The 14,952-nt window shown below is 70.8% G+C and carries 17 protein-coding genes; 4 read left to right on the top strand and 13 right to left on the bottom strand.

Going from position 1 to position 14,952, the window contains the following annotated elements:
* Positions 1–8: 8 nt before the first annotated feature.
* A complete protein-coding gene (locus ACZ53K_RS01740; protein WP_468830573.1) occupies positions 9–215 on the top strand; it encodes a PspC domain-containing protein in 207 nt (68 codons plus the stop codon).
* Positions 216–380: 165 nt separating this feature from the next.
* Here ACZ53K_RS01740 and ACZ53K_RS01745 read toward each other — a convergent pair whose 3' ends face one another.
* Entirely contained in the window at positions 381–665 is a 285-nt protein-coding gene (locus tag ACZ53K_RS01745; RefSeq protein ID WP_468830575.1) for a hypothetical protein, read from the bottom strand.
* 139 nt (positions 666–804) lie between these two features.
* Complete coding sequence (locus ACZ53K_RS01750) at positions 805–1,965, bottom strand: adenosine deaminase (RefSeq protein WP_468830577.1); 1,161 nt, start codon at positions 1,963–1,965, stop codon at positions 805–807.
* Positions 1,966–2,067: 102 nt separating this feature from the next.
* On the opposite strand from ACZ53K_RS01750, the gene ACZ53K_RS01755 reads away from it, so the two are divergent.
* The gene (locus ACZ53K_RS01755) at positions 2,068–2,835 is read left to right on the top strand and encodes an alpha/beta hydrolase (RefSeq protein ID WP_468830579.1); all 768 of its coding nucleotides are present in this window, start codon (positions 2,068–2,070) and stop codon (positions 2,833–2,835) included.
* 61 nt (positions 2,836–2,896) lie between these two features.
* Here the strand turns inward: ACZ53K_RS01755 and ACZ53K_RS01760 are convergent, their stop codons facing one another.
* On the bottom strand, positions 2,897–3,448 hold the full coding sequence (locus ACZ53K_RS01760) for a MarR family winged helix-turn-helix transcriptional regulator (protein ID WP_468830581.1): 552 nt from the start codon (positions 3,446–3,448) through the stop codon (positions 2,897–2,899).
* Positions 3,449–3,541: 93 nt separating this feature from the next.
* Between ACZ53K_RS01760 and ACZ53K_RS01765 the strand changes: the two genes are divergently transcribed.
* Entirely contained in the window at positions 3,542–3,952 is a 411-nt protein-coding gene (locus ACZ53K_RS01765; protein WP_468830583.1) for a VOC family protein, read from the top strand.
* A 16-nt stretch (positions 3,953–3,968) separates the two neighbouring features.
* Here ACZ53K_RS01765 and ACZ53K_RS01770 read toward each other — a convergent pair whose 3' ends face one another.
* Entirely contained in the window at positions 3,969–4,976 is a 1,008-nt protein-coding gene (locus ACZ53K_RS01770) for a LysR family transcriptional regulator (protein WP_468830585.1), read from the bottom strand.
* Positions 4,977–5,038: 62 nt separating this feature from the next.
* Here ACZ53K_RS01770 and ACZ53K_RS01775 point away from each other — a divergent pair, with 62 nt between their 5' ends.
* Complete coding sequence (locus ACZ53K_RS01775) at positions 5,039–6,373, top strand: MFS transporter (protein ID WP_468830587.1); 1,335 nt, start codon at positions 5,039–5,041, stop codon at positions 6,371–6,373.
* A gap of 60 nt (positions 6,374–6,433) precedes the next feature.
* On the opposite strand, the gene ACZ53K_RS01780 is transcribed toward ACZ53K_RS01775, so the two are convergent.
* The 9 genes from ACZ53K_RS01780 to ACZ53K_RS01820 form a co-directional block, all read right to left on the bottom strand.
* On the bottom strand, positions 6,434–7,027 hold the full coding sequence (locus ACZ53K_RS01780; protein ID WP_468830590.1) for a Uma2 family endonuclease: 594 nt from the start codon (positions 7,025–7,027) through the stop codon (positions 6,434–6,436).
* 91 nt (positions 7,028–7,118) lie between these two features.
* Positions 7,119–7,460 (bottom strand): DUF3140 domain-containing protein, encoded by a 342-nt coding sequence (locus tag ACZ53K_RS01785; RefSeq protein ID WP_468830592.1) that lies wholly within the window; start codon positions 7,458–7,460, stop codon positions 7,119–7,121.
* Between the two features lie 4 nt (positions 7,461–7,464).
* The gene (locus ACZ53K_RS01790; RefSeq protein ID WP_468830594.1) at positions 7,465–7,689 is read right to left on the bottom strand and encodes a hypervirulence associated TUDOR domain-containing protein; all 225 of its coding nucleotides are present in this window, start codon (positions 7,687–7,689) and stop codon (positions 7,465–7,467) included.
* Positions 7,690–7,798: 109 nt separating this feature from the next.
* Positions 7,799–9,076 (bottom strand): thymidine phosphorylase, encoded by a 1,278-nt coding sequence (locus ACZ53K_RS01795; RefSeq protein ID WP_468830596.1) that lies wholly within the window; start codon positions 9,074–9,076, stop codon positions 7,799–7,801.
* A 145-nt stretch (positions 9,077–9,221) separates the two neighbouring features.
* Complete coding sequence (locus ACZ53K_RS01800) at positions 9,222–9,674, bottom strand: cytidine deaminase (protein WP_468830598.1); 453 nt, start codon at positions 9,672–9,674, stop codon at positions 9,222–9,224.
* 14 nt (positions 9,675–9,688) lie between these two features.
* The gene (locus ACZ53K_RS01805) at positions 9,689–10,972 is read right to left on the bottom strand and encodes an ABC transporter permease (RefSeq protein WP_468830600.1); all 1,284 of its coding nucleotides are present in this window, start codon (positions 10,970–10,972) and stop codon (positions 9,689–9,691) included.
* Positions 10,969–12,099, bottom strand: a complete 1,131-nt coding sequence (locus tag ACZ53K_RS01810) for an ABC transporter permease (protein ID WP_468830602.1) — start codon at positions 12,097–12,099, stop codon at positions 10,969–10,971. The genes ACZ53K_RS01805 and ACZ53K_RS01810 overlap by 4 nt, the downstream gene beginning before the upstream one ends.
* The gene (locus tag ACZ53K_RS01815; RefSeq protein ID WP_468830816.1) at positions 12,096–13,607 is read right to left on the bottom strand and encodes an ABC transporter ATP-binding protein; all 1,512 of its coding nucleotides are present in this window, start codon (positions 13,605–13,607) and stop codon (positions 12,096–12,098) included. Before ACZ53K_RS01815 ends, ACZ53K_RS01810 begins: the two co-directional genes overlap by 4 nt.
* Positions 13,608–13,918: 311 nt before the next feature.
* Complete coding sequence (locus ACZ53K_RS01820) at positions 13,919–14,950, bottom strand: BMP family lipoprotein (protein ID WP_468830604.1); 1,032 nt, start codon at positions 14,948–14,950, stop codon at positions 13,919–13,921.
* Positions 14,951–14,952 lie beyond the last annotated feature (2 nt).

Genomic DNA, 14,952 nt, shown 5'->3' on the forward strand with positions numbered 1-14,952 from the left:
CGAGAACCATGGCCGCCGCACTGGTCCGCCCCCGCAACAACAGGATGATCGCCGGAGTGTGCGCGGGACTGGCGCGGCGCTTCGGCACCACGCCCGCCACGATGCGCGTGATCTTCCTTCTCTCGTGCCTGCTGCCCGGTCCGCAGTTCCTGCTCTACCTGGGTATGTGGCTGTTCATCCCCTCGGAGGACAAGGCCCGCAGCACCGCCTGGTAGCCAGGGGGAGAGCGCACCCGGCCGCGCACACCGACATGGCCGTGCCCCGGCCCGTACGCCAAGTACGGGCCGAGGCACGGCCATGTCCGCTCCGGGACGGAATCGGAGCCGGAGCCGGAAACCGGAGCCGGATCAAGGTCCGGAGCCGGAACCCGAGCCGGTGGCTCAGCCGAGCGCCTTGGTGAGGCCGCCGGCGGGCAGGCCGCCGAGGAGGTTGCCCTTGTTGTTGGTCTTCAGGGCGGAGTCGTGGCCGTGGTCGCCGGTGACGCCCTTGGCGGTCTCCTGGACGGGCAGGCTGTTCTGCAGCGTGTCCGCGACGTCGCCCGGGACGTTGGCGCCGGTCACCTCGGCGGCGGTCACCTCGGCGGCGGAGGCCGTACCGGCCGCCGTGGCGGCGAAGGCGACACCGAGCGCGGCGGCACCGAGGGTCCTGATGGTTCCCTGCTTCATGGAAATACATCCTTGTGATGGGAGTTCGACCGGACCGGAAATCTAGTGACGCCGCCGACACGCCGCAAACACCCTTCGGGAACGGAAAACGGCCGGAGCTTGACACCCCGGCCGCCCGTAATTCCCGTATCCGCTCCGGTTACTCGGAGCGATACTCGCTGATCACCGCGGGTTCGGCGTCCACCTGCCGGAACAGCCACTCGGCCCGCAGTTCGGCGTAACCGGGCTTGATGACATCGTTGATCATCGCCAGGCGTTCATCGAAAGGAATGAACGCGCTCTTCATCGCATTGACGGTGAACCACTGCATGTCGTCGAGCGTGTATCGAAATGTCGTGGCCAGGTGCTCGAATTCCTGGGACATGCTCGTACCGCCCATCAGGCGGTTGTCGGTGTTGACCGTCAGCCGGAACTGCAGACGGCGCAGCAGGCCGATCGGGTGCTCCGCGTACGAGGCCGCCGCGCCGGTCTGGAGGTTGGAGGTGGGGCACATCTCCAGCGGGATGCGCTTGTCCCGCACGTACGAGGCGAGCCGGCCCAGCTTCACCGTGCCGTCGTCGGCGACCTCCATGTCGTCGGTGATGCGGACGCCGTGGCCGAGCCGGTCGGCGCCGCACCACTGGAGCGCCTGCCAGATCGACGGCAGGCCGAACGCCTCGCCCGCGTGGATCGTGAAGTGGTTGTTCTCCCGCTTGAGGTACTCGAACGCGTCGAGGTGGCGGGTGGGCGGGAAGCCGGCCTCGGCGCCCGCGATGTCGAAGCCCGCGACGCCCAGGTCGCGGTAGCGGTTGGCCAGTTCGGCGATCTCCAGGGCGCGGGCCGCGTGCCGCATGGCGGTCAGCAGCGCGCCGACACGGATGCGGTGACCGGCCGCGCGGGCCCGCCGTTCGCCTTCGCGGAAGCCCTCGTTGACCGCCTCGACAACCTCTTCGAGGCTGAGGCCCTTCTCCAGGTGCTGCTCGGGCGCGTACCGGACCTCGGCGTACACGACGCCGTCGGCGGCCAGGTCCTCGGCGCACTCGGCCGCCACCCGCGTCAGGGCCTCGCGGGTCTGCATGACGGCACAGGTGTGCGCGAAGGTCTCCAGATAGCGTTCCAGCGAACCGGAGTCGGCGGCCTCGCGGAACCAGACACCGAGCTTCTCGGGGTCGGTCTCGGGCAGGCCCTCGTAGCCGACCTCGCGGGCCAGCTCGACGATGGTGGCGGGGCGCAGGCCACCGTCGAGGTGGTCGTGCAGCAGCACCTTGGGCGCGCGGCGGATCTGGTCGCCGGTCGGAAGAGTGGTGGTCTCGCTCGTCATCTCGGCACTGTAGCCCCTACGCGCGTAGAACTTCACGAACGATACGCAACGGTGACCCGTACACGGGGTGGCCCGCGCGCCGCCGTCTGCCATCGTTTCGGCATGGCTCAGCAAGCGTTGCCGGTGCGCGGTGCCCGGCTGGGGAAACCGCGGGGAGCGGCCGGAGCGGGACGGGCGGTGTGCGGCGTCGCGCTGTTACTGCCGGAGGGCGGCCCTTCCGGCACCCGGCGCCCCTCCCCCTTGTCCACCCTGGCGGCCCGCCCGCTGGCCGCCCGGCTGGCGCGCGCGGGACGGCCCGACGGGCTGGTGGCCCATGTCGTGCACTACCGCTGCCGCGGCTGGAACGGTCCGGCGGCCCACCCGGCGGAGGACGCGGCCTGGGCGCTGGAGGAGGTCGTGCGGCGCTACGGGGACGTGCCGGTCTGCCTGGTCGGTACGGGCATGGGCGCGCGCGCCGCACTGCACGCCGCGGGCCATCCGGCGGTCAACTCCGTACTGGCCCTGGCCCCCTGGATACCCGACCTGGGTCCGGAGGGCGCCGATTCCGTCCCGGTGAAACAGCTGGCCGGCCGCCAGGTGCTGCTCATCCACGGCACCAACGACGAACGCACCGACCCGGACCTGTCCTACCGCTACGCGGAGCGCGCCAAGAAGATCAACCGCGATGTCTGCCGCTTCGAGGTCCACTCGGACGGCCACTCCCTGCACCAGCACCGCGCCGAAGTCCTGGCCCTCGCCGCCGACTTCATGCTGGGCTCGCTCTTCGCCCACGGGTACGCCCGGCCGGTGGCGGACGCGCTGGCGGCGCCGCCGCCGCTGGGGCTGCGGATGCCGCTGGCGTCGGGGTTCGGGGAATCGCTCAAGCACTAGGTGTGTTGTCCCGGGACGTTGGTGACAGCTGACACGCCCCAGCCCGGCAAGGCCCGCCCAGTCACCGGCCGCCGGTGTCCGCCGCCCCGCGCAGGGACGCGGAGCCCGGGTGCACCGGTGGCGCGAGGGGCCGCAGCAGTTCGTAGAGCGCGTCCCGTTCGTCGGCGGCGAGCGGACCGAAGAAACGGTCCGACACCTCGTCGACCACCCGGTCGGCGAGTTCCCGCTGCCGTTCGCCCTCGGGGGTGAGGGTGAGCGCGTAGCGGCGGCGGTCGACGGGGTCGCGGTCACGGGAGAGCCAGCCGCGGCGCTCGGCGTCGTCCGCGAGGGCGACCATGGTCGTACGGTCCGCGCGCAGGATGTCGCCGACCTCCTGCTGGGAGATGGGGCCCAGCTCGGCCACCACGACCAGGAAGCCGTGGTGGCGCATGACCATGCCGTGCTCGGACAGCCCCTCCTCCAGCATCCCCCACATCCGCAGGACGGCGTGGGACATCAGGAAGCTGGGCCCGCGGAGCATCCCGGCGGGCATCCTCGGCCCGTCGGCGCTGAGGTCGCCGTCCGGCTCTCCGGGCCGGGGCGGCGCCGCGCCGACGCGTTTCGATGGCTTCACGCCGGTCATCTTCCCGCATCTTGCGGAACAGTCAGCCCTCCTTATACTCAGCCCCACGAATCGTCAGCTCTGCTGACTACTGGGGAGGCTCCCGTGCCGAACACCCTCGACCACGTGATCGTCCACTGCCAGGACCAGAAAGCCACCGCCGCCTTCCTGAGCGACCTCATGGACGGCCCCGCCCCCGCCGACTGGGGCCCGTTCACCCAGGTACAAACCGCCAACGGCGTCGGCATCGACTTTCTCGACAGCCAGGTGGCACCGGCCGCGCTCAACGGCAGCCATGTCGCGTTCCTAGTCACCGACGACGAGTTCGACGCGATCCTCGGCCGCATCCAGAAGCGGTCGCTGCGCTACTGGGCCGACCCGTACCGCCGGAAGGAAGGCGAGATCAACCACCACTGGGGCGGCCGCGGGCTGTACGTCCTCGACCCGGGCGGCACCGTCGCCATCGAGTTCATGACCGTGACGTACGGGGACCCGGAGGACATGGGCGAGGCGTGACGCGCGGGCTGCCGCCTCACCGGGGAATCAGCTTCCCCCTCCGCCCCAGCAGGAACTTCTTGAACGCCGCCACCGGAGGCGTGTCGGGATGGCCGTCCATCCAGGCCAGACCGATCTCGCGGACCGCGCGCGGGGCCGTGACCGTCAGCTCGGCGACGCCCGGGCGCGGCACGGCCGGCGGCGGCAGCAACGCCACCCCGAGACCGGCCGCCACCAGCCCGCGCAGCGTCTCGGCCTCCTCCCCCTCGAACGCGATCTTCGGCGTGAACCCGGCCTCGGCACACAGCGCGTCGGTGATACGGCGCAGCCCGTACCCCGGCTCCAGGGTCACGAACAGCTCCCCCGCCGCCTCGGCCAGCCGGACGCGCTTACGGGCCGCCAGCGGATGGTCGTCCGGCACCACCAGCCGCAGCTTCTGCTCGTCCAGACGGCGCGCGACCAGGTCCGGATAGTCCGGGACCGGCGAGGTCAGGCACAGGTCCAGATCGCCGGCGCGCAGCCGCTCGATCATCGCCTCGCCGTAGTTCTGGACGAGCTGGAAGCGCACCCGGGGGTGGTCGGCGCGGAAGGTGCGGATCAGACCCGGTACGGTCTCGGAGCCCATGGTGTGCAGGAAGCCGAAGGCCACCTTGCCCGCGGTGGGATCGGTGTCGGCCCGTACGGACTCCGTGGCGCGCTCGACGTCCAGCAGCGCGCGCTCCGAAGAAGCGAGGAAGGCCCGGCCCGCCGGAGTCAGCGAGAGGGTCCGGCCGTGCCGCGCGAAGAGCGCGACCCCGAGGTCGGCCTCCAGCCGGACGATGGCGCGGCTGAGGGTGGACTGCGGCATGCCCAACTCGTGGGCGGCGCGCGTGACGTGCTCGTGGCGTGCGACAGCGGCGAACTGCGCGAGCCGGGGCGTCAGGGCCAGCGCCCACGAGTCCGCCCCGAGGTCCGCCGTCTCCGTCGGTTCGCCCGCCCGCGCCCGGATGTCTTTCACGTTGCCAGTTTGCAACAGAGACCGCCCTGAGCTGCCGTTATGCGCCACAGCATCGATTATGGCGTTTCTATGCATTGGACGCATGAAACCGGCAGGCTTACGTTCGGATCATGCCTCCCGCTGATACCGGGGCGTCGGCCGCCGCGCGAGCCGACGCCTCCGCACAGTCGTCCCCCGTCACCTCCTCCGCGCCCGCCACCGACGCGCGCCCGGCGCCCGACCCGGAGGCCGCCAAGCTGCACCCGGGCGGCCCCGGCTACCGCCGGATGAGCTTCGCCCTCTTCGCGGCAGGCGTCGCCACCTTCGCGCTCCTGTACTCCACGCAGGCGCTGCTCCCCGCGATCTCCGCCGACCTCGCCGTGGCACCCGACCAGGCCAGCTGGACCGTGTCGGCCGCCACCTTCGGACTGGCCCTCGCCGTCATCCCGCTGAGCGCGCTGTCCGAACGCTTCGGCCGCCGCACGATGATGACCGCCTCCCTGTCGGTCGCCGCGCTGATCGCGATGCTGGTGCCGTTCGCCCCCGACCTGGGATGGCTGGTCGCCCTGCGCACCGTCCAGGGCGTGGCACTGGCCGGGCTGCCGGCCTCCGCGATGGCGTTCCTCGCCGAGGAGGTACGGGCCAAGGCGCTGGTCGCCGCGATCGGCCTGTTCGTGGCGGGCAACAGCATCGGCGGCATGTCGGGCCGGATCGTCACCGGCTGGGTGGCCCAGGCCTGGGGCTGGCGCGCCGCACTCGGCGCCGTCGGACTGCTGGCCGTGCTCTGCGCGGTGGCCTTCCGCCTCCTGGTCCCCAAGGCCCGGCACTTCTCCCCCCGCAAGGTCGGCCCGCGCGCCCTGGCCCGCACCCTCGGCGGCCACCTCTCCGACCCGCTGCTGCGCCGCCTGTACGGCATCGGCGCACTCTTCATGACGGTCTTCGGCGCCGTCTACACCGTCATCGGCTACCGCCTGGTCGACGAGCCCTTCAACCTCCCCCAGGGCATCGTCGGCTCGATCTTCCTCATCTACCTGGTCGGTACGGTCTCCTCCGCCGCGGCGGGCCGCCTGGTGGGCCGCGTCGGCCGCCGCGGGGCCCTCTACCTCGCGGTCGGCACCACGGCGGCGGGCCTGCTGCTCACCCTCACCGCGTCGCTCCTCGCGGTCCTGCTGGGCCTGGTCCTGATCACCGCGGGCTTCTTCGCGGGCCACGCGGTGGCGTCCTCCTCCGTCAGCCGCGCCGCGAAGACCGCACGCGCGCAGGCGTCCGCGCTCTACCAGTGCGCGTACTACATAGGCAGCAGCATCGGCGGCGCGCTGGGCGCCCTGGCCTTCCACGCGGGCGGCTGGGAGGCCACCGTCGCGCTGGGTCTGGCCGCGATGGTCGGCGCCGCGTCGATCACGCTGTACGCGACGCGTAAGGCGATGGCGGAGCGGCGCGTCCCGCACCTCCGCAAGGCCGCATAACGGCCGCTCACAGCCCGAAGGGCCCGCCCCGCCACCTGTCCTGGTGGGGCGGGCCCTTCGTCATCCGACAGGGAACAGCGAAGTGTCGACACTGACGTCGAACGGCGCGGGCAGGCGCAGCTCGTCGCCGTACTTGACCATCTCCAGCACCCGGTACGAGCCGCCTTCCGGTTCGCCGTACAGGGTCGCGGTCGGCTTGCCGGAGTGCCAGGGGTCCAGGAGGAGGTAGAGGGGGACGCCGGTGGTGGCGTAGGCGTGGAGCTTTTCGACGCGGTCGTGGTTCGCGTTGGACCGAGAGGTGATTTCGACGATGAGGCGAGCCACGTCGGCGGTCTGGCGCTCGCGTGGACGCGGCAGCAGCTTCTTCGGAATGACGGCGAGGTCGGGGATGAACAGCCCCTGTTTGCCGGGCGCCACGAGCCCTTGGGTCTGGTAGATCCCCCAGTCCCTCGGGATGACGGTGTAAAGCAGCCGCTGAAGCTCGTCCGCGGTGTCGTTGTGGTCACTCTCCGGCGGTGGTGCCACGGTGACGATCCCCTCGATGATCTCCACCTTGCAGCCCTCCGGAGCATTGGTCTGCTCCCAGGTGCGAAGCGCCTCGTCCCAACCGGGCGCGCCGGTACGTTGGGGGCACTCGGCGATGACTGCTGCCATGGTGTGCTCCTCTATCGGTACGTCACCGACTCCAGCATGCCGAACGAACAGGGGCCCGGTCCATCGACACCGTTCACCCGAACGAGGATCGCTACCCCTTCAACGGATCATGCCCCCAGTTCATCAACGAATACCGCCACGTCGTCCCCTCCACATCCCCCGACGGCCGCTGCGCGAGATGGCGGTGGACGTACCCCGTGACCTTGCGCATGTGGGCGTAATCATCGTCGGAAAGATCCGCGCGTTCGGTGCGGAGCAAGGACACGATCCGGCGGCCGGACTCATGCCCCACCGACTCTCCACCCCCCTTGTGCTGCCCCGACTCCTTGGACTCGTCCTTCTTCAGCCACGACTCCAGCTCGGACGGCGACATGTTCACCGCATCCTTGAAGTCCTGCCACACGGTGTCCTGGTCGTCCTTCGTCTCCGCCATGGCCTCAGGACCGCTTCTTCTTCAGGGCCCCGGGCCTGTGCACGGCCGAGCCGCCGGACTTGTCGCTGCGGACCTTGTACTGCGGATCGTCCGGCGAGGCGTCCACCGTGCGCCCCGCCTCCTCCGTACGCCCCGTGATCTTCTTCTCCACCTCGCCCACGGCCTCGCTGCCGTGGCTCTTCCAGGTGACCTTGTCGCCCTTGCTGAAGTCGTCCTTCTTCTTCGCCATGGCCGTTCTCCTCGCAGTCAGGTGCTTCCAGCACACCACCGGACAAAGCGCGGCGCGCGTCGGGCGCGCCCCGGAAGGAGCGCGCCCGACGGCGGCGATGCGGGGCCGATCAGCCGATGCGGTCCAGCACCACCGGGTTCGGGGTGTGGTCCGTGCCCGGCGGGGCGATCAGGACGCCGCCGTCGAGGGCTTCGAGGGCGTAGGGGAACTTTTCGGGGGTGTCGGTGTGGAGGGTGAGGAGGGGCTGACCTTCCTTGACCTCGTCGCCGGGCTTGGCATGGAGTTCGATGCCGGCGCCCGCCTGGACCGGGTCCTCCTTGCGGGCGCGGCCGGCGCCCAGGCGCCAGGCGGAGACGCCGACGGCGTAGGCGTCGAGGGTGGTCAGGACGCCGGAGGCGGAGGCGTTGACGGTGTGCTGTTCGCGGGCGACCGGGAGGGGCGCGTCGGGGTCGCCGCCCTGGGCCTGGATCATGCGGCGCCAGTGGTCCATGGCGGAGCCGTCGGCGAGGGCCTTGGCGGGGTCGGCGTCCTTGAGGCCGGCCGCGTCGAGCATCTCGCGGGCCAGGGCGAGGGTGAGTTCGATGACGTCGGCCGGGCCGCCGCCCGCCAGGACCTCGACGGACTCGCGGACTTCGAGGGCGTTGCCGGCGGTCAGGCCGAGGGGGGTGGACATGTCGGTGAGCAGCGCGGAGGTGCGTACGCCGTGGTCGGTGCCGAGTTCGACCATGGTGGTGGCCAGTTCGCGGGCGTCCTCGATGGTCTTCATGAAGGCGCCGGAGCCGACCTTGACGTCCAGGACGAGTGAGCCGGTGCCCTCGGCGATCTTCTTGGACATGATCGAGGAGGCGATGAGCGGGATGGCCTCGACGGTGCCGGTGACGTCGCGCAGCGCGTACAGCTTCTTGTCGGCGGGGGCCAGGCCGTCGCCCGCGGCGCAGATGACCGAGCCGACGCTGTCCAGTACGTCCATCATCTCGGCGTTGGAGAGCAGGGCGCGCCAGCCGGGGATGGACTCCAGCTTGTCGAGGGTGCCGCCGGTGTGGCCGAGGCCGCGGCCGGAGAGCTGGGGTACGGCCGCGCCGCAGGCGGCGACGAGGGGCGCGAGCGGCAGGGTGATCTTGTCGCCGACGCCGCCGGTGGAGTGCTTGTCGGCGGTCGGGCGGGCCAGGGCGGCGAAGTTCATCCGCTCGCCGGAGGCGATCATGGCGGCGGTCCAGCGGGCGATCTCCGTACGGTTCATGCCGTTGAGGAAGACGGCCATCGCCAGGGCCGACATCTGCTCGTGGGCGACCTCGCCGCGCGTGTAGGCGTCGATGACCCAGTCGATCTGTTCGGGGGTCAGCTCCTGCTTGTCGCGCTTGGCGCGGATGACCGAGATGACGTCCATCTGGGCTTCCTTTCGTGGAACGGCCGGCTCAGCCCGTCCCTGTACCCGGGAACGACGCGGCGAGCGGGCGTGTTCAGTTCTACACGCATAGAGCCGGGAGATCGAGAGGCCCGCACCATCCTGCGACAGTGCGGGCCACGGGTCTTCAGCGGTCCAGGTGCTGGGGACCGAACGCGTCCGGGAGGAGGTCGTCCAGGTGCCGGACACCCGCCTCCCCCGCGTCGATCAGGAGGCCGGGGCCACCGTGCTCGTACAGCAGCTGGCGGCAGCGGCCGCACGGGACGAGCAGTTCGCCCCGGCCGTCCACGCAGGTGAACGCGGTCAGCCGGCCGCCGCCGGTGGCGGCCAGCGCGGAGACCAGGCCGCATTCGGCGCACAGGCCGAGTCCGTACGAGGCGTTCTCGACGTTGCAGCCGACGACCGTACGGCCGTCGTCCACCAGGGCCGCGGCACCGACCGGGTAGCCGGAGTACGGGGCGTACGCCCGGGACATCGCGTCCCGGGCCGCCTCGCGGAGCCGCTCCCAGTCGACCGGCGCCTGTCCGTCGTCGCTCCGGCCGTCGTCCCTTCGGCCCTCGCCGCTTCGGCCTTCGTTCATCCGGTCATCGTGCGTCATGTGCCCTGCCCCCGCCGGTACGGCTTGCCGTTGGCCTTCGGGGGCCGCAGCCGCTGGGCGAACAGCGCCAGCACCAGCAGCGTGGCGATGTACGGGCTGGCCTCGACCAGTTCCAGCGGCACCACGTCGGTGAGGAAGTACCAGAGGACGAGGAGGACCGCCGCGACGCCCGCGACCGCCGCCTGGGCGCGCTTGGCGGCGCGCAGCCGGAACAGGGCGAGGACGGCGAGCAGCGCCGCCAGGCCGAGCAGCAGCGCGTGCACGGTCGGGCCGCCGCTGCGCAGCTGCATGGCGTCCATGAAGCCGAACAGTCCGGCGCCCATCGCGACGCCGCCGGGCCGCCAGTTGCCGAAGATCATCGTGGCGAGGCCGATGTAGCCGCGGCCGCCGGTCTGCCCGTCCTGGTAGAAGTGCGTGCTGATGGACAGGAACGCGCCGCCGAGCCCGGCCAGCGCGCCGGAGACCAGCACTGCCGCGTACTTGTACGTGTAGACGTTGACGCCCAGCGACTCCGCCGAGACGGGCGCCTCGCCGCAGGACCGCAGCCGCAGGCCGAAGGACGAGCGCCACAGCAGGTAGAAGGTGCCGACGAAGAGCAGTACGGCCAGCACGGTGAGCCAGGAGACGTTGGTGACCAGGCCGCCGAGGATGCCGGCCACGTCGGAGACCAGGAACCAGTGGTGGTTTTCGAGGGACTGCAACGCGTCCGAGAGACCCGGGATGGTGAACGTCGGCATGTCGGCCATCGGCGGCGACTGCTTGTCGTTGCCGCCCGCCTGCATGGCCGCGCTGCCTTCGGCGCCGAACCACAGCGTGGCCAGGTACTGCGTCGCGCCCAGCGCCAGGATGTTGATCGCGACACCGGAGACGATGTGGTCGACGCCGAAGCTGACGGTGGCGATGGCGTGCACCAGGCCGCCGAGCGCGCCGCCCAGGATGCCGATGGCCGCCGCGGCCCACGGGCCGTGCTGCCAGCCGATCCAGCCGGCCGCGAACGAGCCGAGCATCATCATGCCTTCGAGGCCGATGTTGACCACGCCGGCCCGCTCGGCCCACAGACCGCCGAGACCGGCCAGGCCGATCGAGGTGGCGGCGGCGAGCGCCGCACTGAACTGTCCGGCGGAGGTCAGGTCGTTGGTGCCGGTGACCGCGCGCAGCAGCGACACCGCGACGATCGCCCCGGCGATGATCAGCAGGATGACGGGGTAGGTCAGCTTGCGGCGACCGCCACCCCGCGCGCTGGCGCCGGGCCGGGCCGCGGGCTTGAGTTCCGTACTCACGCGGTCGCCTCCGCCTTGTCGTTCTCACCTGGGTTCGTACGGGCCTGGGCGGCCAGTTCCTCGCCGACCTTGCGCTGCTGGGCGCGCAGCCCGTACCGGCGCACGATCTCGTACGCGATGACCACGCACAGCACGATCACGCCCTGGATGACGCCGACGATCTCCTGCGCGTACCCCTCGAACTCCAGCCGGGAGCCGGTGCGGTCGAGGAACGCCCACAGCAGCGCGCCGAAGGCCATGCCCACCGGGTGGTTGCGGCCCAGCAGCGCGATGGCGATGCCGGTGAAGCCGATGCCGGCCGGGAAGTCGGTGCCGTAGTTGAAGGACTCGCCGAGCAGCGTCGGCATGCCCACCAGGCCCGCCGCGGCGCCGGAGAGCAGCATCGAGATGACGATCATCCGCTTGACGCTGACGCCGCTGGCCTCGGCGGCCGGCTCGGAGGTGCCCACCGCGCGCAGGTCGAAGCCGAAGCGGGTGCGGTTGAGCACGAACCAGTAGACGAAGCCGGCCAGCGCCGCGATCACCACGAAGCCGTACACCGGCTTGGGGTCGGTCGGGAAGCTGAAGAAGTGGCTGGACTCCGGCAGGAACTTGGTGTGCAGGAGGTTGCCGTCCTTGATCGCGAGACGGCCGTCCTGGAGGAAGTAGCCGATCACGGAGGCGGCGATGGCGTTCAGCATGATCGTGGTGATCACCTCGCTGACGCCGCGCGAGGTCTTCAGTACGCCCGCGATGCCCGCCCACAGCGCGCCCACCACCATCGCGATGACGATGAGCAGGATGATCTGGAGGGCGCCGGGCAGCGCGATGGCGCCGCCGACCGCGGCGGCGGCGAAGGCCGCCAGCCGGTACTGCCCGTCCACACCGATGTTGAACAGGTTCATCCGGAAGCCGATGGCGACCGCCAGCGCCGACAGGTAGTACGGCACCGCCTTGTTGATGATCCAGACCTGGCTGTCGCTGTAGTGGCCGTAATCGGCCATGATCCCGTAGGCGCGCAGCGGATTCTCGCCCGAGGCCAGGAAGACCAGCGAGCTGATGACGAACGCGGCGGCGATGGCCAGCAGCGGCGCCGCGAGCGCCAGCAGCACCTTGTCCTTGGTGAACGACCTGGTCAGCGTCTTCACTCCCGGTCACCACCCTCGCGCGTGTCAGCGTCTGCAGCGGTGAGGTGACCGCTGGCGGCACCGGTCATGGCCGAGCCCAACTCCTCCGGGGTGATGGTCGCGGGGTCCGCGTCCGCGACCAGCCGGCCCCGGTACATCACCCGCAGGGTGTCGGAGAGCCCGATCAGCTCGTCCAGGTCAGCAGAGATCAACAGGACCGCCAGGCCCTCCCGGCGCGCGGCGCGGATCTGCTCCCAGATCTGCGCCTGTGCGCCGACGTCCACGCCCCGCGTGGGGTGGGCGGCGATCAGCAGCTTGGGCCGGTGGCTCATCTCCCGGCCGACGATCAGCTTCTGCTGGTTGCCGCCGGACAGCGAGGCCGCCGTCACCTCGATACCGGGCGTCCGTACGTCGTACTCGGCGACGATCCGCTCGGTGTCCTTACGGGCCCCGGCCAGGTCCAGCAGCCGGCCCTTGCTGTTGGGGCGTTCGGTGACGTGGCCCAGGATGCGGTTCTCCCACAGGGGCGCCTCCAGCAGCAGGGCGTGCCGGTGGCGGTCCTCGGGGACGTAGCCGATGCCGCCCTCGCGGCGCTTGCGGGTGCTGGCGCCGGTCAGGTCCCGGCCGTCCAGCGTCACGGTGCCGCCGTCCAGGGTGCGGGTGCCCATGATCGCTTCGACCAGTTCGGCCTGGCCGTTGCCCTCGACACCGGCGACGCCGAGCACCTCACCCTTGTGGATGGTGAAGGTGATCCCGTCCAGCACGGTCCGTACGACGCCGTCGGAGTCGGTGGCGCTCAGCCGGAGATCTTCGACCCCCAGCATCGGCGTGTCCGTCACCGTCGACTCCCGCGTCTCCGGGGACGGCAGCTCGCTGCCCACCATCAGCTCCGCGAGCTGCTTGGGCGTCGTCTTCGACGGCTCCACGGACGCGACGGTGGTGCCCCGGCGGATGACGGTGATGTCGTCCGCGACGGACAGCACCTCGCCCAGCTTGTGCGAGATGAAGATGACGGTCAGGCCCTCGGACTTCAGCTCCCGCAGGTTGTCGAAGAGCGCGTCGACCTCCTGCGGGACCAGGACCGCGGTCGGCTCGTCGAGGATGAGCGTGCGGGCGCCGCGGTAGAGGACCTTGAGGATCTCCACCCGCTGGCGGTCCGCGACGCCGAGGTCCTCTACGAGGACATCGGTGCGGATGGCGAGCCCGTAAGCGTCCGAGATCTCCATGATCTTCTTACGCGCCTTGTCGCCGATGCCGTGCAGCTTCTCCGCGCCGAGGACGACGTTCTCCAGGACGGTGAGGTTGTCGGCCAGCATGAAGTGCTGGTGCACCATGCCGATGCCGCGGGCGATGGCGTCCGCGGGGCTGCCGAGCGCCGCCTGCTCGCCGTCGAGCGTGATGCTGCCCTCGTCCGGCTTCTGCATGCCGTAAAGGATCTTCATCAGCGTCGACTTGCCCGCGCCGTTCTCACCGCACAGGGCGTGCACGGTGCCGCGGCGGACGGTCAGATCGATGTCGTGGTTGGCCACGACACCGGGGAAACGCTTGGTGATACCGCGGAGTTCGACGGCTGCGGGGCCCGGCTCGGCCGGGCGGCTGATCGTGGGTGCTGCGTTGATGGCGCACTCCCCTCGGGGATTGTCCTCGGTGGACGTGTCCTGGGCGGACGTGTCCTTGGTGGACGGCGAGTCCTTGGGCGGACGGCGGCAGCGGGTACCGGCCGTCGAGGGCGCGGGCCCGGGCATGGCCCGGCCGCGAGGTGGTCCGGCCGTGGGGCGAGCCGCGGCCGCGGTGGGGTCGAGCGGGGGCCGGGCCGGCTGGCGGCCCGCCCCGTACCCTGCTACGGCGTCTCCTTGACCTTCACCTTGCCCTCGACGATCTTCTGCCGGGCGGCGTCGATCTGCGGCTGGACATCCTTGATGAAGCCGCCCGACGTGGCGAGCGTGACGCCCTTCTTCTTCATGTCGTACGCGTGCACGCCCGTCAGCGGCTTGCCGTCCTCGACACTCTTGATCAGGTCGAAGACCGCCACGTCGACGTTCTTGACGACCGACGTCAGAATGCAGTCCTTGTACTTCGCCAGACCCGGCTGAAGGTACTGGTCGGAGTCCACGCCGATCGCCCAGGCGCCCTTGCGCTTGCTGATCGCCTCGATGGCGCCCGCACCCGACTGGCCGGCCGCGGAGTAGATCACGTCGATACCGCTGTCCAGCATGCCGCCCGCCTTGGCCTTCGCCGCGGCCGGGTCGTTGAACCCCTTGTCGTTGTTGGGGTACAGGTACTGCGACGTGACCTTGGTCTTCGGATCGGTGTCCCGTACACCTTGCTCGAAACCGGCCTGGAACTTCTGGATCAGCGCGTTGTTCACCCCGCCGATGAAGCCGACCTTGTGGTTCTTGCTCTTCAGCGCGGCGGCGACACCCGCCAGATACGAGCCCTCGTGCTCCGCGAAGACCATCGCGTCCACGTTCTTGCCCTGCGGCACCGCGTCCACGACGCCGAACGTCGTCTCCGGGAAGTCCTTGGCGACGTTCTCGATCGACCGGCTGTAGGCGAAACCGACACCTATGACCGGGTTGTACCCGGCCTCGGCGAACGACGAGAGCCGCTGCTCACGGTCCGCCTCCGTCTCGCCGTTCTTCGCCGTCAGCATCTTGACGTTGACACCCAGCTTCTCCCGGGCCTTCTCGGTGCCGCGGGCGGCCGCCTCGTTGAAGGAGTGGTCGTCCCGCCCACCGATGTCGAAAGCGAGCCCGACACCGGCATGACTGGCCCGGTTCGCCTCGGCGAAGCTCTGACCGCAAGCGGTGGCGGTGACCGCGAGAAGCGCGGAGGCGCTGGCCGCGGCCGCAAACCTGGTGACCCGACGCAAGG

It is taken from the genome of Streptomyces sp. NPDC033221 (assembly GCF_055577005.1).